The following is a 16,958-nucleotide window of genomic DNA, read 5'->3' as shown; positions in this document are numbered from 1 at the left end:
CGACTCCGCGCCCCACCAGGCGCGCGGGCTCGAGCCCCGCGGGGCCCACGCCGGCCGCCACCAGCTGTGCTGGTAAGTGGGCCGCCCCTGCCGCGCCCACGGCCACCGACCTCGAGGTGGAGCTTGGCACCGAGGTGATGCACCTGGAACGGGTACTGCTCGCCGACGGTGAACGTGTCGGGCTGGAGAGCACCTACCTGCCGCTGCACCGCTTCGCCGCCCTGCGCGGCAGCTATGACCCCACCACTTCGCTGTACGCCGCGATCCGCGCCACCGGCGTCGAACTCGCCGGTGCGCGCGAACGCATCGAAACCGTACTCGCCGCCCCGCGAGAAGCGGGTCTGCTCGAATGCACCACCGCACTACCGATGTTGCTGCTGCACCGGCGCAGCGTCGACGCCGATGGCGCACCCGTCGAACGGGTGCGCTCGCTCTACCGAGGTGACCGCATCGCCTTCGAGGCGAGGCTGTCACCGGAGCCGGCGTAGCCCTTTACTGTTCGGGCAGCCTTCGCCGTCCGCCTGCCACATCGGTGACCAGATCTGTGTAACCATCCACAAGCTCGGCCAGGTGGTACCAGTGCTTGTGGGTGTTGTCGCTTCGCGCACCGTCGATGTCGATGGCCTGGTTGGCATCCACCCAGCTACGCGCCATCCGGTCGACGACCGCACCGAGACTTTCGGTGTGCAGCGAGGCGCCGTTGCGGTGCAACGGGATCTCCTGGACACACCAGTCGTTGATGTCGTCGACGAGTTCACTTCGACGGCAATCGATCTCGGCGATCAATGCCGTGTCACGCACCTGCCCCCGCCGTTCGTGCAGTTCAGCGAGTGCGTGTGCTGACCGCAACAATTCGCGATCTTGAAATCGCCGCCCCTGAAATGCACACAACAATTGCGGAGCGGTCGGCAGTATCCCCATCACCGGCGCGCTCATCGCAAGGCCCCGAATTCACCCGACACCCAAGATTTGTCTACCAACATGATTGGCTCTCGATTCGGTTGTCCCGGTCATCTGTTCGGATTGTTCGCAACCAGGCTATCTGGATCATGCTCGCTCAGAAGACGAAACGCAAGATTGCGTTATCACTCCTGCAGTAAAGCCGCCCTGACAGAACCGGGAGTCACATGCGCAGCGCCGCACGGTCTTCCGGCGTGCCTCGCGGACTCGCCGAACACCATGGCAGGCCCAATGCCGCTGTCTTCGCCGATCGCGTGACATAGCGGCCTTGCAGCGCAATAATGCGTTTCATGGCAGGCAAGCGCACGACCCTGACCGTCCGGCTCCGCAGGCTCGCAGCCATGTTGCGCGAGCTGCGTGAAAGCGCCCAGCTGAGCAAGGAAGACGTCAGCGCGCGAACCGGTATCAACGTCACCACGCTGTACCGGATCGAAATGGCTCAGGCGCGCCCACAACGCCGCACTCTCGGCGCCATGCTCGACCTGTATCAGGTGGACGACAAAATGCGCGAGGAAGCACTCAGTTTGCTGACCGACGCGCTGAAACCCGGCATGTCGCGCCCTTACGAAGGCGCGGTGTCGGAGGTGTATGCGAATTACATCAACTTCGAGGCGGAAGCATTGTCGGCCAGGCAGTACCAGACCTCGACGGTGCCCGGCCTGCTGCAGACATTCGAGTACGCCGCCGCCGTGATCGACACCTCGATGCCACGCCTCGACGCCTCGGTGATGGAGAGCAGGGCGCAGGCGCGCATGGATCGCGCCATCAACCTGACCAAGGACGACCCACTGGAATTGTGGGTGGTGATGGACGAGGCGGCGATCCGCAGGGTGGTCGGCGGGCCCGCGACGATGGCAGGCCAGCTCGACCGGCTGCTCGACGAGACCAAGCGCAAGAACGTGATCCTGCAGGTACTTCCGTTCGACGCGGGCGCGCACCCCGGCATGGCAGGCTCGTTCACGCTGCTCGACTTCCGCAATCCGGTCGACCCCGAACTGGTGTACGTGGAGAGCATGTCGGTGCACGACCTGGTGGAGGGGCACTCCGAGATCCGCCGGTTCGGCGTGATCTTCGATCAGCTGCGGGCGATGGCGTTGAGCCCTCGTGACTCGGCGAAGCTGATCACCGAAGCCCGGGCCGCGATCACCCAGTCCGCGACCGCTCAGTAGCGGCCGGTGCTCGCCAGGATCCGGGCGATCTCGGGGAGAACGTCGGGTGCGGTGAGTTCGTCAGGGGTCGCGTCGAGGACGAAGCCGGTGATCGCACCCTCCACGTAAGGGCGCCAATTGCGCACCGTGGCAACAGGATCGAGGCGATCGGTGCCGTCGAGTGCGCGGCCCGCGACGCACACGGTGAGGTCGCCGGGGAGCCACGAGGGTCGGTGGCCGGTCACCATGCCTGCGGCCGCGGTGCTCACCTCGGCGATGCGGTCGAGATCGCTGCCGGTGAGGTCGATCGTTCCCGCCAGTGCGGCGTTGATCGCCGCGGCGGTCGCGGTGGGCGTTTTCGTTCCCGCGTCGGCGCGTGCCTCGAAAGCTGGAGTGTCGATGTCGGCACCGAGCAGTGCGGCGAATCGGTCGGCGGACAGCGGCGCGGGCGTGGGCGCCGCGGGGTCGGTAGCGAGTAGGACGACGCTGACGTGTTCGCCTGCCGCGCGGAGTCGGACCGCGACTTCGTGGGCGACGAAACCGCCTGCGGACCAACCGAGGAGCTGGTACGGGCCGTGCGGGGCGATGCGCCGGATTTCGGCGAGGTAGCGGGTGGCGTATTCGCCGATCGTGCGCGGTTCACTGCCGGCCTGCAGACCGTAGATCGGGACGCGGGGGTCGAGGTGGGCGACGAGGTCCACATAGTTCCAGGCCAGGACCGCTTCACCGGCCAGGCAGAACAGGGGCGCGGCGTCGACCGAGGTGGTGCGTGGGCGGATCGGTAGCACGATGGCCGTCGCCGCGGACTCCGCGCGCTCGTCTGCGGCGGATTCCGCCGGACAGGAATCGGGCCGGTCGGCCGTCCACCTGCAGGTGGACGGCATGCCGACCGGATCATCGCGAGTGCTCACAACAAATGATACGTCGTACGAAACATCCAGCAGCCCAATACTTTCGGGGGCCCGCGGCCGTCGGGATCAGTAACTGTTCGACGGCAGGCTGCGGGCACCCGACCATAGGTCGTCGATCAGACGCTCGTAGCTGTCGGCGAGGTCGTGGAGGCGGACCCACTCGTCGTAGAAGACCGATTCGGGGGCACCGGCCAGGCCGACGAATGCCTGGGAGCAGTGCTTGGCGAGGCGGTCGACCAGGTCGCCGAGAGTTTCGCAGTGCTCGTCGGCCGCGGCGTGCGGCACGGGGGCGGCGAGGATGACCCAGCGATCGATCGCGCGCATCAACTGGCCGCGGCGGCGATCGATGTGCTCGGACTCGCTCTGTGGGGTCCGCTCGCGCAACTGGTGCAGCAGCGCCAGCTCGCCTGCGGCGTCGAGGATGGGGTGGTCATCGTGTGGCAAACCGCGGAAGGCCGCCAGGAGCACGTCCCGGCCGGGCAGCATCGCCCCTCGTCCCGAATGGCGCATGTCACCGCACTCCCGCCGAGCCGACGACGTCAACGCACGAAACCTTCATCTGGCACACCTCCGGCTCTGGCACGACACCCCGGTGGGAGTGTCATCGCGTGCGGATGGAACTCGCCGGGCAGACGCGGATCGCGCCCACCCGGCAACCATTCCGCCACCACTGTCCCTTACAACGCCCGGTCGGCGGAAGCGAATCGGCACCGGACATCCAAATTGTCCGCTAGCCCGCCTCTCCGCGAATTCAAGCCAGGCCTGGGAGCGTGGTCGACCAGGCGGGCGACCGGCGGCGGTGTTGTCGGCCTCGTCCGCCCGTACCCGGTGAGTTACCCATGTGCTTGCTACTGCACGCGCAAGCTTCCGAACAGGCCGTCTTTCTCGTCTTCCGGGCCCGCGGTGAAGTACAGCGCGTTCGCGTCGCCCAGGCTTTCGCCGTTGCCGAACATCAGTGCCCACAGGCCAGCGATCTCGACCGGCTTCGCCTCACCGTCGCGCAGGTAGTCGACGAAGGTGCCGGTGGTGTCGTCGTAGGCGAGGACGCGGCCGAGGCCACCGAAGTTGCCGATCAGCAGCTTGCCCGAGAGCGCACCGAAATTCGACGGCGCGATCGCCACGCCCCATGGCGCGTTGAGCCTGCCGCCGTCGTCGATGATGCGCACCAGCTTGCCCGCACCGTCGAACTCGGCCACCTTGCCCTTGTCGGGCTTGCCGTTGGAGTCCTTGTCCTTGTCGGCGTCGAGCGAGGCTTCCTCGGCCTTGTCGAAGGCCTTCGGATCGTCCTCGGCGGGCTGGGTCACGGCATAGGACACGAACACTCGGCTACCGAGGGTGGTGATGTTGAACGGCGCCGGATCGCCGGGCACAGCCTTGCGGCCCTTCTCGGGCGAGGAGGCGTCGATCACCTCGCCGGTGGCGAACGGGTTGGCGAAACCGGTGGTCGCGACCGGCTGCCAGTTCTTGTCGAAGGTGCGGACCTGCGGGTCGGTGCCGAAATCGGCGGCCAGCAGCTTGTCACCCGTTGGCGCCAGCGCGATACCGAAGAAGGCCATGCCCGCGGCGGAACCGTCGAACACCTGGTTCGCGCCGCCGTCGCGCCGCACGATCGCACCGTCGGGGGCCTGCTCGGTCCAGGCCGAGATCTTGCCCGAATCGGTGGCGAAGATGAAGCGCGAGGAACCGCCGAGCGGAACCGGCATACCGTCCACATCGACCCACTGGTCGCGCACCACGAACAGATCCGAGGTGATCGGCGCCGGATTGAACACCACGCCGGTGACCTTGCCGATGCTCTTGTCGGAGGTGTCGGCGTCGGCACCGGGGATGCCGACGAGCTTGAGCTGGTCCTGGGTCAGCTTCTGCAGCTTGGGATCCGAGGACGACTGCACATCACCGAGGAACTGGAACGACTTGCCGCCCGCGCCGACCCAGAAATGCCCGCCCGCGCCCTTGGGCCGATCCGCCAGGCCCCAGGCGTTGACCATGCCGGGCAGCGTGAACTGGGCGTGATAGGAGTCCTTGTCGGCGGCCAGGTTGGTCTGGCTGTAGCGGTTGCCGTCCAGCGCGGCCACGTCGTCGGTCGAGGGCCCGGTGTTCGAGCACGCCGCGGCGAGCAACACTGCCGCGCCGAGTACCGCACCGCGCACCAGCCCGGACCGCACCCCGCGGGCACCCCTCACATGTCCGTTCACGTTCTTTCCTTTCGACCTTCCGCCGGACGGCGTTCAGGCGAGGCTGACCTTATCGTGGCTGATGCGGTGGTGTGCCCTGACCGTCGCAGGAAGCACAGGACTACGCTGTCGGCCGTGGTCGAACCTTCCCCCAACATCGCCCCGCATCCCGACATCGCCGCCCTCGCACCGCTACTCGGTACCTGGCGCGGCCGGGGCAGAGGCGAATACCCGACCATCGAATCCTTCGACTACGTCGAGGAGATCACCTTCGGGCACCTCGGCAAACCGTTCCTCACCTACAAGCAGCGGACCAAGGCGGGCTCCGACGGCAGGCCGCTGCACGCGGAGACCGGCTACCTGCGCAGCCCGGCACCGGGCCGGGTCGAGCTCGTACTCGCCCATCCGACCGGAATCACCGAGATCTGCGAGGGCACGATCACCGAAACGGTCGACGGAATTCGTCTGGAATTGAACTCCACGAATATCGGCCTGAGCGAATCGGCAAAGCCGGTTACCGCGGTCGGCCGCTCATTCCATGTCACCGGCGACACCATCGAGTACACGTTGCGGATGGCGGCGGTTGGCGAATCTTTGCAGCATCACCTAGCGGCAACTCTGCAACGCGGCTGAGTCACGTGTAATTCGGTAATTTACCCGAACATGACCCTTGATCAGCGCATTTGCACGATCGAAACCGGTAGTTCACCTTTTCATCACGGCCGGGTAGCGGTTGTGTTCGAACACGCCCGCACATAGGGCAACAATTGTGTGTCGCTTGCTGCCGTCGCCTGTTGCCGAAGTAACCGCCGTTCTACGGTTGTGCATCAGCTAATCCTCAGACAATCGAACTCTGCCCCGCGAACACGTCGAAACCCTGAATGAGGGAGACGAACTATGAGGCGTTCCACTCTGATCTTGACCACTGCGGGGATGATCCTCGGCGGCGCGGCCGCCATCGATATCCTCGACGGCGCGGCCATGGGGGCCGCACCCGAGCCCGTTGTCAGTTACAACGTGCTGCACGACACGGCGACATCGCATACCGAGAGCACCTCGCTAGCGGTGGTGCGGGGTCTGCTGGCGACCGAGAATCAGTAGCCGGCAGGCAATGCGGCGAACATATCCCGGGTGACGGCAACCGCGTTGTCGGAGCTACCACCCTTGACCAGCAGTGTCGCGAACGCGATATCCCCGCGATAGCCGATGAACCACGAGTGCGATCCACCGTCGACTTCGGCTTCGCCGGTCTTGCCGTAGACCTCGCCCTGATCCCGGATGCGTTCGGCCGTGCCGCCGGTGACCACCATGCGCATCATCGAACGCAGCCCCTCGACCACCTCCGGCGCGATCGCGGGCCGATCACCGGTGATCTCGGTCGGCCTGCCCGCGATCAGATACGGCACCGGCGCGGCACCGTGGGCGACGGTCGCGGCCATCACCGCCATCCCGAACGGGCTCACCACCACTCGGCCCTGCCCGATGCCGTCTTCAGCGCGCTGAACGAGACCCTCGGCTCTGGGCACCGAACCGGACACGGTCGGTAGACCTTCGACCTTGTAGTCCTGGCCGACGCCGAGACGCGCCGCCGCCTGTGTGAGCGCGTCGGGTTCGAGCTTGCTGGCCAGCCTGGCGAAGGTGGTGTTGCACGAACGCTCGTAGGCGGTGGCCATCGGCACGTCACCGACGGAGAACATGTTGTAGTTGGGGATGGTGCGTTCGCCGATGATGGTGCTGCTCGGACAGGCCAGCACGGTCTCCGGCGTGGCCAGACCGGAGGCCATCGCCGCCGACGCCGTGACCGTCTTGAAGATCGAGCCCGGCGGGTACTGGCCACTGGTGGCCACCGGACCGTCGCGGTCGGCGAACTTGTTCTGGGCCACCGCGAGAATCGCCCCGGTCGAAGGGCGGAGTACCACCATCATCGCCTGCTCGGTGCGCAGGTCGACCGCGTGCTGGGCGGAATTCTGGACGAACCGGTCGATGCTCAGCGCGAACGACGGTGCCGGTTCGGCCGCTTCCTCGTGCAGCACATCGAGATCGGCGCCGTCGGCATTGCGGGTGACCACGCTCCAGCCTGCCTTCCCGTCGACCTCGGCGATCACCGTTTTGCGGACCTGGGTGAGCAGGTCGGGCGCGAATTTGCGGTCGGTGGGCACCATGTCCCACTCCTGGGTCAGGGTGACGCCGGGCAGGCCGATCAGTTCGCCGCCGATCGTCTCGGCCTCGTATTCGTTGAGCAGGATCACGGTGTGCGCGCCGTCGGTCCTGCGCGCCGAGGTGAGGATGGTCTGCGGGGTGTAGGCGACGGGATCGATGCGGCTCAGCGCGGCAGCGAGCGCGCCGGCGACGCGGCTCGGGTCGGGGGCATCGGCCACGGTGAACTTCACGCGCGAGACCTTGCCGGGAACCAGCACGTCACTGCCCGCAGCCTCGTTCACCCTGGCGCGCGGCGCGGGGCGGGTACGCAATTCCATGCTCTGGGTGTCACCGAGTTTGGGGTGGATATCGGCGGAGCTCCAGCGGACCAGCCAGCGCCCGTCGCTGCGGCCCATCTGCAATTCGCCGGAATAGGTCCACTGGCGCCCTTTGGGCAGAGTCCACTCGTAGGTGTAGTCGACCGTCGCGGTGTCACCGTTGACGCGCGCGTCGCCGGTGCGGATCGACAGCTTCTCCGCCTGCAACGCCTGCCACGTCGAAGTCAGTGCCGCCGTTGCCCTCTCGGGCGCGGTGGTGAGCGCAGCGGCCGCGGAGAGATCGTGTTCGGCGAACGCCGCGGCGAAGGCATCGGCGGCGGGCACCGGCCCCTGGGCGCCGGAAGAACAGGCGGTCGCCGCAACGGCGAGGGCGGCCACCGCACAAGTGGTGAGCATCCGTGTCCTCATCGGCATCGATGGTAGCGGCGAACAGGCCGCTGACCTCGGCGCCACGCGCCGAAGTTTCAGTCCACCAATACGGTTGCGAAGGTAGCGATCTGGCGGAAACCCACCCGGCTGTAGGCGCGGCGGGCGATGCGGTTGTAGTCGTTGACGTAGAGGCTCGCGGTACGGCCCGTTGCCACAACAGCATTGGCGACCGACGCGGTGCCCGCGGTGCCCACACCGGCGCCCCGGTATTCGGGATGTACCCACACGCCCTGGATCTGACCGGTGCGTCGCGACAGCGCGCCGATCTCGGCCTTGTAGATGACCTCGCCGTCTTCGAAACGTGCCCAGGCCCTGCCGGATTCGATAAGGCTCTTGATCCGCCGCCGGTAGCCGCGACCGCCGTCGCCGGTGCGCGGGTCGATGCCGACCTCTTCGATGAACATGGCGATCGCGGCGGTCAGGTAGCGGTCGATCTCGTCGGGTCGCACGCGGCGCACTCCCCCGTCGGCGCGCGCGGCGGCGGGCCGGGCGAGCGCCAGCAGGGGTTGATCGGCACGTAACTCCCTGGCCGGACCCCAGGACGGGAGCAGCATTTCCCACAGCGGGAGGGCGAGCTCCTGCCTGCCGACCACCGAGGAACACACCCGTGGCCAGCGGCCTGCCCGATCGGCGAACGCGCGCAGGGCCTGCTGGTCACCACGCAGCGGAACCAGGTTGGCGCCGGAGAAACACAGGGAGTCGGCCGGTCCGCCGCGGCTCCACAGTTCACCGACACCGCTACGGGAGTCGAGCCCGTACTCCTGCACGCGGGCGGCGATCATGCACGAAGCCACCGGGTCGGTATCGAGGACACGCAGCACCTCGCCCAGATCTCGCACGGCCACCGGACGCGCGGGAGCGGTTTTGGACCGTCGCGTCGGCTCCAGCAGACTCCGCACGGCACCAGCCTGCCACGAAAGCACGCCGAGCGGTACGAGTCCGCCGAATCCGACGTGTGAGCGTAAGGGAGGCGGGATTCAGCTCACGCTGACAACGGGCTCGGCGCCCGGCTGCTCGCCCATCTCCTCGGCGACGCCCCCCCCCTCTTCGATCAGGGTCTCCACGATCAGATGCTCGGGCACGGTCTTGATGACCTCACCCTTGACGAAGATCTGGCCCTTGCCGTTGCCGGAGGCGACACCGAGGTCGGCCTCGCGTGCCTCGCCCGGCCCGTTCACGACACAGCCCATCACCGCGACGCGCAGCGGCACTTCCAGGCCGTCCAGACCGGCGGCGACAGCGTCGGCCAGGGTGTACACGTCCACCTGGGCGCGTCCACACGACGGGCAGGACACGATCTCGAGCTTGCGCGGGCGCAGGTTCAGCGACTGCAGGATCTGGTCGCCGACCTTGATCTCCTCGGCGGGCGGCGCCGAGAGCGAGACCCGGATCGTGTCGCCGATGCCCTCGCTGAGCAGCGCGCCGAAGGCCACCGCCGACTTGATCGTGCCCTGGAACGCCGGGCCCGCCTCGGTGACGCCGAGGTGCAGCGGGTAGTCGCTGCGCGCCGCGAGCTGGCGGTAGGCCTCGACCATGATCACCGGATCGTTGTGCTTGACCGAGATCTTGATGTCGCCGAAGCCGTGCTCCTCGAACAGGCTCGCCTCCCACAGCGCCGACTCGACCAGTGCCTCGGGCGTGGCCTTGCCGTACTTCTCCAGCATCCGCTTGTCCAGCGAACCCGCGTTGACGCCGATGCGGATCGGGATACCCGCGGCGCCCGCGGCCTTGGCGACCTCGCCGACACGGCCGTCGAATTCCTTGATGTTGCCCGGGTTGACGCGCACCGCGGCGCAGCCCGCGTCGATCGCGGCGAAGATGTAGCGCGGCTGGAAGTGGATGTCGGCGATCACCGGGATCTGCGACTTCTTCGCGATGGTGGCGAGCGCGTCGGCGTCTTCCTGGCGCGGACAGGCCACCCGCACGATGTCGCAGCCCGAGGCGGTGAGCTCGGCGATCTGCTGCAGCGTGGCGTTGATGTCGTGGGTCTTGGTGGTGGTCATCGACTGCACCGAGATCGGCGAATCGCTACCGACGCCGACATTGCCGACCATCAGCTGGCGGGTCTTGCGCCGGGGTGCGAGAACAGCAGCGGGGGCGGTGGGCATCCCCAATCCGATTGTGCTGGTCACGTTCGGCTGCCTTCTTTCGTACGTTTCGCGGATCGACCTGGGTTGTTGTTGCCGAGCTTAGTCGCGCGGGGTGACCGGGCGCCCTGTGAGGGGCATGACACCGGTCATCTCGCCATCAGGGCAGACGGATCGGGTTGACGATATCGGCGGCCAAGGTCAGCAGCATGAACGCACCACCGATCACTACCGCCACATAGGTCACCGGGAGCAGCTTGAGATAGTCGACGGGACCGGCAGGGGCCTTGCCGAACCAGCCACGAACAGTGTTCCTGATCTTCTCGTAGAGCACCACCGCGATATGCCCGCCGTCCAGCGGCAACAGCGGCAACAGGTTGAACGCGCCGAGGAAGAAGTTCAGGCTGGCCAGGACCAGGATGAACATGCCCCACAGGCCGCGCTCGGCGGTCTCGCCACCGATGCGGCTGGCGCCGTAGACGCTGACCGGGGTCTCCGGGTCGCGCTCGCCGCCGGTGACCGCTTCCCACAGCGCCGACACCTTCTGCGGCATCTTCGCGAGGGATTTCACAGTCTCGATGAAGAAATCACCGGTGAACGAGATGGTGGCCGGGATCGCGGCGATCGGGCCGTACTGCTTCGGTTCGGCGAAATCGGGGCCGACGCCGACGGCGCTCACTTCACGACTCGGGCCTTCCTTGGGCGAGCGCATGACCCGCTCCGGGGTGACCGGGACGGTCAGCCGGTTGCCGTCGCGTTCGATCGTGTAGGTGAAGGTGCCGGTCTGCTTCTGGGTTTCGGCCTGGAACTGCGCCCAGGTGCTCACCTCGACGCCGTTCACGGCCTTCACCACGTCACCACGCTGCAACCCGGCACGTTGGGCGGGCCCGTCGCCCGCGCAGGGGGCGAGGGTCTTCTCCGGGGTCTCCTGCGCGACGCAGCTCATGGTGCCCAGCGCCGTAGCCGGGGGCTGCTCGAGCTGCGGCAGACCCCAGCCGATCGCCAGGACCACCAACAGGATGAAGCCGAGCAGGAAGTTCATGCCGATGCCGCCGAACATCACGACCAGGCGCTTCCAGGTCGACTGGCGATACATCGCCCGGTCGACTTCCTCCGGCTCGAGCTCGTCGAGGGCCGTCATGCCCGCGATATCGCAGAAACCGCCGAGTGGCAGCGCCTTGAGTCCGTACTCGGTCTCACCGCGGCGGAACGAGAACACCTTCGGTCCGAAGCCGATGAAGTAGCGGCGCACCTTCATGCCGGTGGCCTGCGCGGTCCACATGTGCCCGCACTCGTGCAGCGCGATCGAAATCGTGATACCGAGCGCGAACAGTGCGAACCCCAGCGCGAAAACCATGTGGCCCTTTCTTTGGCGGCTGGCGCCGCGTGTTTTCGGCCTCGTAACCCCGGATCCGAGGGGCGATACTGCGCCTTCGGCGTTCCGTCTCGCCCCTCGGATCCGGGGCGGCCGAAAACGTGGTGGTGTCGTTGTGGTCGTTAGGTCAGGTCGTAGTTTCGCCGTCGATGGTCTTCGCGGCGTACTCCCTTGCCCAGCGGTCGGCCGCGAGGACGTCGTCCAGGGTATCGGGTTCGGCGTGCCAGCGGTCGGCGGCCTCTACCGCGCGGGTGACGGTGCGCACAATGGTGGGGAAGGTGATCTTGCCGTCGAGGAAAGCCTGGACGGCGACCTCGTTGGCGGCGTTGTAGACCGCGGTGACGCTGCCGCCCGCTTCACCCGCCTGTCGGGCAAGGCGCACGGCGGGGAAGACCTCGTCGTCGACCGGCTCGAAGGTCCAGGTCGCGGCGGTGCCGAAATCGCAGGCCGCGGCGGCGCCGGGGATGCGGTCGGGCCAGCCCAGTGCCAGGGCAATGGGGAGTTTCATGTCAGGCGGGCTGGCCTGGGCCAGGGTCGAGCCATCGGTGAAGGTGACCATCGAGTGCACGATCGACTGGGGGTGCACGGTGACGTCGATGCGGTCGTAGGGCACGCCGAAGAGCAGGTGGGTCTCGATCACCTCCAGACCCTTGTTGACCAGCGAGGCCGAGTTCAGGGTGTTCATCGGGCCCATCGACCAGGTCGGGTGGGTCTTCGCCTCGGCGGGGTTCACGGATTCGAGCATCTCGGTGGTCCAGCCACGGAACGGTCCGCCCGATGCGGTGAGAACGAGGCGGTCGACCTCCTCGGCGCGGCCACCGCGCAGGCACTGGGCCAGCGCCGAGTGCTCGGAGTCGACGGGCACGATCTGCCCGGGTGCGGCCGCGCGCGTCACCAGGGAGCCGCCCGCCACCAGTGATTCCTTGTTCGCCAGCGCCAGGCGGGTGCCTGCGTGCAGGGTGGCCAGTGTGGGTTCCAGCCCCAGCGAACCGACCAGGGCATTGAGCACGACATCGGCTTCGGTGCGGCGGACCAGTTCGGTCACCGCATCCGGGCCGCCGAGTTCGAGATCGAGCGCCTGGGCGGCGGCGGGATCGGCGACGGCGGCATTGCGGGTGCCGGTGGCCGTCATCTGCTCGGCGAGCAGGGCGGGGTTGCCGCCGCGCGCCGCCAGACCGACCACCTCGAAGCGGTCGGGATTGGCGGCGATCACCTCGAGCGCCTGAGTACCGATCGAACCGGTACTGCCGAGAAGCAGCACCTTCACCCGATCGGTGGACGGGGAACTGGCGTGCGCGGCACGCGTTGCGGGGTGGGACACGGGCCCATTGTGGCAGGGCTGCTGGCTACGACGGACGGTCGTATGCCACGATATGCTCACTCGCCCAACCAGAACTCGAGCCCTAAGGAGCGATCGTGGCAGCCACGGACCTCGACAAAGCCAGCACCGAGCGCGCCGTCGCCACCAGCGTCGACCCCGCCGAGGTGCCCTCGGCAGCATGGGGCTGGAGCGGTGAGTCGCGCAAGACCTTCCGCATCGCGGGTTGGGTCGTCGTCGTCGCCCTGCTCGCGATGACCATCGGCAACCACCAGGGTCACGTCGAAGACATCTTCCTCGTCGGCCTGGCGGGCCTGATGGCGCTCATGATGGTCGTCGACTCGCTCACCCAGCGTATGCCGAAGTAACCCTTCAGCTCGAAAACGTCCACGCCTGCGGCAGCGATCACCTTGCGCCGCAGGCGTTTTCGCGTGTCAGCGGCCGCGCCGGGCCGGTTTGCGGCCACGCGCGACCGGCTTCTTCGCCGCCGGTTTCTTGGCTGCGGGTTTCTTCGCCGCGGGCTTGCGAGCCGGCGCCGCGGCGCGCTGTTCCGGTTCCGCCACGCCGCCGCGCGAGCTGTTGGCCGAACGACCGCGCACGATGCCGACGAACTCCTCGAGCAGATCGCTGTCGGTCCCGGCGGGCCAGGCCAGCGCGATCTCGGTGAACTCGGTGTCGCTGACCGGGCGGTAGACCAGGTCGCGGCGGTGATGCAGGCGGGCGATCGACTGCGGCATGATCGCCGCTCCACCGACCGCGGCGACGAGGGCGAGGATGTCGACGGCCTGATCGAGATCGGCGCTGTCCTGGATCGTTTCGTCGGCCAGATCCGCCGGGCTGATCGACTCGAGCAGCGACAGCGCGTCGTCCTTCTGAACGACCGCGACCGGCGTCTCCTGCCACAGTGAGATCGCGTTCGTCGCGGTCCGGTCGATGGGCAGCCGGACGAAGCACAGGTCGACGCGGCCCTCGCGCAGCGCCGACTCCTGCTCACCCTGCGCGACGCCGACGACCTCGAGTGGATGGTCCGGTAGCCGCTCGCCCCAGATCCGCGCCCACTTCGACACCGTCACCCCCGGCACGAACCCCACCCGCAGGCTCGCGGGCGCGTCGGGTTTCTGCTCCCGTTCGGCCTGCTCCCGCACCCGGATCAGGTCCCTGGCACGCGCGAGCAGGGCGTTGCCGTCGTCGGAGAGCTGGGTGGGCGAGGCGCCTGGCACGAAGACCCGGGTGCCGAGTTCTTCCTCCAACTCGATCACGGTGGCGCTCAGTGCCTGCCGCGGGATCCGCAGGGCCTTGGCGGCGCGCGCGAAGTGCAACTCCTCGGCCACGGCGACGAAACGACGCAACCGGTCGAGGTCGATGGAGTCGGCGGCGGTGACGTCGAAGTCGCTCATTCTGACCAGAATATGGCACCCGCCGATCGGGTCGGCGGGCCGATCAGAGGTTTGCCAGCAGCGCGATCACTCCGGCGATCGCGATGACCACGATCAGCAGGACCGCGTAGGTGCCCAGTGCCGATCCCCAGCCGCCTCGCTGCGGTGGCGGATTCGGGATCCGGGCCGGTTGCGGCTGCCAGTACTGCGGCGTGGGCGCGTACTGAGGCTGCGGCGCTCGTGGGGGCATCGGAACGGGGTTGTACTGCGGGATGGGAGTGCCCGTCGAACTCACCGGGCGCATGGGCTGCATGCCGACGAACGGCTGAGCGTGCGCACCCGAGGTCGGGCGGGCGAGCGGGCGGGCACCGGTGGTTCCGGTGCGCACTGCCCGCTGAGCGGCGTCGACGAACTCCTCGCACGAGGCGAACCTGTCGGCGGGTCGCTTGGCCAGCGCGCGAGCCATCACGGCGTCGAGCACCTGCGGCAGACCCGCGCGACGCGGACTCACCGGGGGCGGTGGTGCTTGCAGATGGCCGGTGATCACCGCGGCCGGACTGGTCGATTCGTAGGGTGCGCTGCCGGTCAGCAGCGTGTAGAGCGTGCACGCCAGGGAGTACTGGTCGGCGCGGTGATCCAGCGCGGCGCCGGTGAGCTGCTCGGGCGCGGCGTAGGCCAGGGTGGCGGTGAACGACCCGGTCTCGGTCAGATGACCCGAATCGTCGCGCAGGCGGGCGATACCGAAGTCGGTGAGATACACCCGCTCCTGGCTGCTGGAACGCGCCAGCAGGATATTGGCAGGCTTGACGTCGCGGTGCAGCACTCCCGCGCGATGCGCGTAGTCGAGCGCGGCGGCGGTCTCACCGATGATCTGCAGCGCCCGGTCCGGCGGCAGGGTGTGCGGATCCAGCGAGGAGGCGTCGATCCCGTCGATGTACTGCATGCTGATCCACAGCTGATCGCCCTCGACCCCGCGATCGAACACGGTCACGATATTGGGGTGATCGAGCTGGGCGACCAGATCGGCTTCCCGCTCGAACCTGGCCCGGATCTCGGAGTCGGAGAACAGCTCTCGATTGAGCAGTTTCAGCGCCGTCCACCGGGGCAGACGCGGATGCCTGGCCAGATACACCGACCCCATCCCGCCCTGACCCAGCTGCCGATCGATCGTGTAGCCGGCGAACACCGTCCCGTCAGAAACCACTCTGACCCCCGAATCTCGCTCCTCGTCCGACGGCTGGACCATACCAAACGAAGGACCTGCGAATCGGTGCAGTACACCGCTCCGGAGTGGGTTCACCCCAGCTGGAAGCGGCGCAGACGAGGGTCGCGGTGAACGGCCGCTCGGTCGTCAGCCCTCGACACGCACGCCCATCGAGCGCGCGGTGCCTGCCACGATGCGCATCGCCGCCTCCACATCGGTGGTGTTGAGGTCGGGCAGTTTGCGAACAGCGATGCGGCGCAATTGCTCCCGGCTGAGCGCGCCGACCGGCTTGTGGCCGGGTTGCGGGGAGCCCGGTTGGCCGAGAGCCTTGCGGATCAGGGAGGCGGTGGGTGGGGTTTTGAGTCGCATCGTCCAGCGCTTGCGGGCGTCGATCGTGATGACGGCCGGAATGATCTCGCCGCGCTGGTCTGCCGTCGCGGCGTCGTAGCGCCGTTTGACCTCGAAGGGTGGGACGCCGGTGGGACCGAGCATCTTGCCGAGGATCATCAGCGAGGCGTTTCCGGCTTCGAGCTCGAGAGTGACTGTGACAGAGGCTGTTTCGCGCGCCATAGTCAACGATCTCGGACGCACGCGTCGATCCGGTCCCGCGACGATAACGCCTGGGCCGCAACCCGCTCGAGCGGTTCGGTTCGCCTGATCCCGGTTCGCCTGTCAGTCTGTGGGCGTGAAACGGGACGTTTCCGCTCGCCTGGAGGTCGCGGTCCATGCTGATTCGGTGCTGCAGTGTCAGATCGCTGTCGCCCGCAGGCCCGGGCTCGACCTGATCGAGTCCATGACATGCTCGCTCGACGGCGAGTTCCTCACGCCGCGCGAAGTGGTCGGTGCGCACGGTTCCCGGATCCACGTGCTCGATGTGCGCGCGGGCACCCTCCGCATCGACTACCAGGCGACCGTCCTGGGCACTGCCTTCCTCGAGCCGCCCTCCGACTACGACCTCGCGCTGTACCGGCGACCGAGCCGCTACGCGGAGTCGGACAAACTGCTCGGCTTCGCGGCGGCCGAATTCGGCTACGGCATAGCCGATCCCGAGGTAGCCAACCGCGTCGCGTCGTGGATCGGCCGACGGATCACCTACGTCTCGGGTAGCAGCACGCCCATCGACGGCGCGGTGGAGACGCTGCTGTCGGGCACCGGCGTCTGCCGCGACTTCTCACACCTGATGGTCGCGCTGCTGCGCGCCGTCGGCGTCCCCGCCCGGGTCGCCGCGGTCTACGCGCCGGGCTGCGTGCCGATGGACTTCCACGCTGTCTGCGAGGCCTACATCGACGGCAAGTGGCGCACTTACGACCCGACGGGCCTCGCACCGCGCTCGAGCCTGGTGCGCATCGCCACCGGCCGCGACGCCTCCGATATCGCCTTCCTGGACAACCACGGCGGCGACATCACCCTGAACTTCATGCAGGTCAACGCCTTCGTCGCGGGCCCACTCCCCTACGACGACTTCATCGCACCGATCAGCATCGTCTGACGGCGCGGAG

General features: G+C 67.8%; 18 protein-coding genes. 6 read left to right on the top strand and 12 right to left on the bottom strand.

Annotation, left to right across the window (positions count from 1 at the left end):
• Positions 1–488, top strand: a 488-nt coding sequence (locus ACFWPX_RS19090) for a GntR family transcriptional regulator (protein ID WP_378928519.1), incomplete at its 5' end; no start/stop codon positions are given.
• A gap of 4 nt (positions 489–492) precedes the next feature.
• Here ACFWPX_RS19090 and ACFWPX_RS19085 read toward each other — a convergent pair.
• Positions 493–852, bottom strand: a complete 360-nt coding sequence (locus ACFWPX_RS19085) for a DUF4254 domain-containing protein (RefSeq protein WP_101468584.1) — start codon at positions 850–852, stop codon at positions 493–495.
• Positions 853–1,250: 398 nt separating this feature from the next.
• On the opposite strand from ACFWPX_RS19085, the gene ACFWPX_RS19080 reads away from it, so the two are divergent.
• Positions 1,251–2,129, top strand: coding sequence for a helix-turn-helix domain-containing protein (locus ACFWPX_RS19080; protein ID WP_378912373.1), 879 nt, complete (start codon positions 1,251–1,253; stop codon positions 2,127–2,129).
• Here the strand turns inward: ACFWPX_RS19080 and ACFWPX_RS19075 are convergent.
• The 3 genes from ACFWPX_RS19075 to ACFWPX_RS19065 all read right to left on the bottom strand — a co-directional run bounded on the left by ACFWPX_RS19075 (position 2,123) and on the right by ACFWPX_RS19065 (position 5,214).
• The gene (locus tag ACFWPX_RS19075; protein WP_378928517.1) at positions 2,123–3,019 is read right to left on the bottom strand and encodes a thioesterase domain-containing protein; all 897 of its coding nucleotides are present in this window, start codon (positions 3,017–3,019) and stop codon (positions 2,123–2,125) included. The two genes, ACFWPX_RS19080 and ACFWPX_RS19075, sit on opposite strands and share 7 nt — an antisense overlap.
• Positions 3,020–3,085: 66 nt before the next feature.
• Positions 3,086–3,505, bottom strand: coding sequence for a hypothetical protein (locus ACFWPX_RS19070; RefSeq protein WP_378928516.1), 420 nt, complete (start codon positions 3,503–3,505; stop codon positions 3,086–3,088).
• Between the two features lie 362 nt (positions 3,506–3,867).
• The gene (locus ACFWPX_RS19065) at positions 3,868–5,214 is read right to left on the bottom strand and encodes a TIGR03118 family protein (protein ID WP_378928515.1); all 1,347 of its coding nucleotides are present in this window, start codon (positions 5,212–5,214) and stop codon (positions 3,868–3,870) included.
• 114 nt (positions 5,215–5,328) lie between these two features.
• On the opposite strand from ACFWPX_RS19065, the gene ACFWPX_RS19060 reads away from it, so the two are divergent.
• On the top strand, positions 5,329–5,826 hold the full coding sequence (locus tag ACFWPX_RS19060) for a peroxynitrite isomerase (protein ID WP_378912377.1): 498 nt from the start codon (positions 5,329–5,331) through the stop codon (positions 5,824–5,826).
• Between the two features lie 264 nt (positions 5,827–6,090).
• Positions 6,091–6,294, top strand: coding sequence for a hypothetical protein (locus tag ACFWPX_RS19055; protein ID WP_378928514.1), 204 nt, complete (start codon positions 6,091–6,093; stop codon positions 6,292–6,294).
• On the opposite strand, the gene ACFWPX_RS19050 is transcribed toward ACFWPX_RS19055, so the two are convergent.
• The 5 genes from ACFWPX_RS19050 to dxr all read right to left on the bottom strand — a co-directional run bounded on the left by ACFWPX_RS19050 (position 6,288) and on the right by dxr (position 12,882).
• Entirely contained in the window at positions 6,288–8,078 is a 1,791-nt protein-coding gene (locus tag ACFWPX_RS19050; RefSeq protein ID WP_378928513.1) for a penicillin-binding transpeptidase domain-containing protein, read from the bottom strand. The two genes, ACFWPX_RS19055 and ACFWPX_RS19050, sit on opposite strands and share 7 nt — an antisense overlap.
• Positions 8,079–8,134: 56 nt before the next feature.
• Positions 8,135–8,989, bottom strand: coding sequence for a GNAT family N-acetyltransferase (locus tag ACFWPX_RS19045; protein WP_378912740.1), 855 nt, complete (start codon positions 8,987–8,989; stop codon positions 8,135–8,137).
• Between the two features lie 87 nt (positions 8,990–9,076).
• Complete coding sequence (gene ispG, locus ACFWPX_RS19040; RefSeq protein WP_378928512.1) at positions 9,077–10,231, bottom strand: flavodoxin-dependent (E)-4-hydroxy-3-methylbut-2-enyl-diphosphate synthase; 1,155 nt, start codon at positions 10,229–10,231, stop codon at positions 9,077–9,079.
• A gap of 115 nt (positions 10,232–10,346) precedes the next feature.
• On the bottom strand, positions 10,347–11,543 hold the full coding sequence (locus ACFWPX_RS19035; protein ID WP_378912381.1) for a M50 family metallopeptidase: 1,197 nt from the start codon (positions 11,541–11,543) through the stop codon (positions 10,347–10,349).
• Between the two features lie 145 nt (positions 11,544–11,688).
• Positions 11,689–12,882, bottom strand: a complete 1,194-nt coding sequence (gene dxr / locus ACFWPX_RS19030; protein WP_378928511.1) for a 1-deoxy-D-xylulose-5-phosphate reductoisomerase — start codon at positions 12,880–12,882, stop codon at positions 11,689–11,691.
• A 95-nt stretch (positions 12,883–12,977) separates the two neighbouring features.
• Between dxr and ACFWPX_RS19025 the strand changes: the two genes are divergently transcribed.
• The gene (locus tag ACFWPX_RS19025; RefSeq protein ID WP_378912383.1) at positions 12,978–13,247 is read left to right on the top strand and encodes a DUF2631 domain-containing protein; all 270 of its coding nucleotides are present in this window, start codon (positions 12,978–12,980) and stop codon (positions 13,245–13,247) included.
• Positions 13,248–13,313: 66 nt separating this feature from the next.
• Here the strand turns inward: ACFWPX_RS19025 and ACFWPX_RS19020 are convergent, their stop codons facing one another.
• The 3 genes from ACFWPX_RS19020 to ACFWPX_RS19010 form a co-directional block, all read right to left on the bottom strand.
• Positions 13,314–14,276, bottom strand: a complete 963-nt coding sequence (locus ACFWPX_RS19020) for a LysR family transcriptional regulator (RefSeq protein ID WP_378928510.1) — start codon at positions 14,274–14,276, stop codon at positions 13,314–13,316.
• Between the two features lie 43 nt (positions 14,277–14,319).
• Complete coding sequence (locus ACFWPX_RS19015; RefSeq protein ID WP_378928509.1) at positions 14,320–15,459, bottom strand: protein kinase; 1,140 nt, start codon at positions 15,457–15,459, stop codon at positions 14,320–14,322.
• A gap of 147 nt (positions 15,460–15,606) precedes the next feature.
• Positions 15,607–16,029, bottom strand: a complete 423-nt coding sequence (locus ACFWPX_RS19010; RefSeq protein ID WP_378912386.1) for an uL11 family ribosomal protein — start codon at positions 16,027–16,029, stop codon at positions 15,607–15,609.
• Positions 16,030–16,144: 115 nt separating this feature from the next.
• Between ACFWPX_RS19010 and ACFWPX_RS19005 the strand changes: the two genes are divergently transcribed.
• Positions 16,145–16,948, top strand: a complete 804-nt coding sequence (locus ACFWPX_RS19005; RefSeq protein ID WP_378928508.1) for a transglutaminase family protein — start codon at positions 16,145–16,147, stop codon at positions 16,946–16,948.
• Positions 16,949–16,958: the final 10 nt, after the last annotated feature.

It is taken from the genome of Nocardia sp. NPDC058518 (assembly GCF_042719655.1).
Lineage (GTDB): Bacteria > Actinomycetota > Actinomycetes > Mycobacteriales > Mycobacteriaceae > Nocardia.
Note: the sequence above shows the minus strand (reverse complement) of the source record. Positions and strands in the feature narration are given on the sequence as shown.

Excerpts from the sequence above, each read along its gene's own strand:
- ACFWPX_RS19010 (WP_378912386.1), bottom strand. The coding sequence starts at position 16,029 with ATGGCGCGCGAAACAGCCTCTGTCACAGTCACTCTCGAGCTCGAAGCC.
- ACFWPX_RS19080 (WP_378912373.1), top strand. The coding sequence starts at position 1,251 with ATGGCAGGCAAGCGCACGACCCTGACCGTCCGGCTCCGCAGGCTCGCA.
- ACFWPX_RS19035 (WP_378912381.1), bottom strand. The coding sequence starts at position 11,543 with ATGGTTTTCGCGCTGGGGTTCGCACTGTTCGCGCTCGGTATCACGATT.
- ACFWPX_RS19055 (WP_378928514.1), top strand. The coding sequence starts at position 6,091 with ATGAGGCGTTCCACTCTGATCTTGACCACTGCGGGGATGATCCTCGGC.
- ACFWPX_RS19070 (WP_378928516.1), bottom strand. The coding sequence starts at position 3,505 with ATGCTGCCCGGCCGGGACGTGCTCCTGGCGGCCTTCCGCGGTTTGCCA.
- ACFWPX_RS19050 (WP_378928513.1), bottom strand. The coding sequence starts at position 8,078 with ATGAGGACACGGATGCTCACCACTTGTGCGGTGGCCGCCCTCGCCGTT.
- ACFWPX_RS19020 (WP_378928510.1), bottom strand. The coding sequence starts at position 14,276 with ATGAGCGACTTCGACGTCACCGCCGCCGACTCCATCGACCTCGACCGG.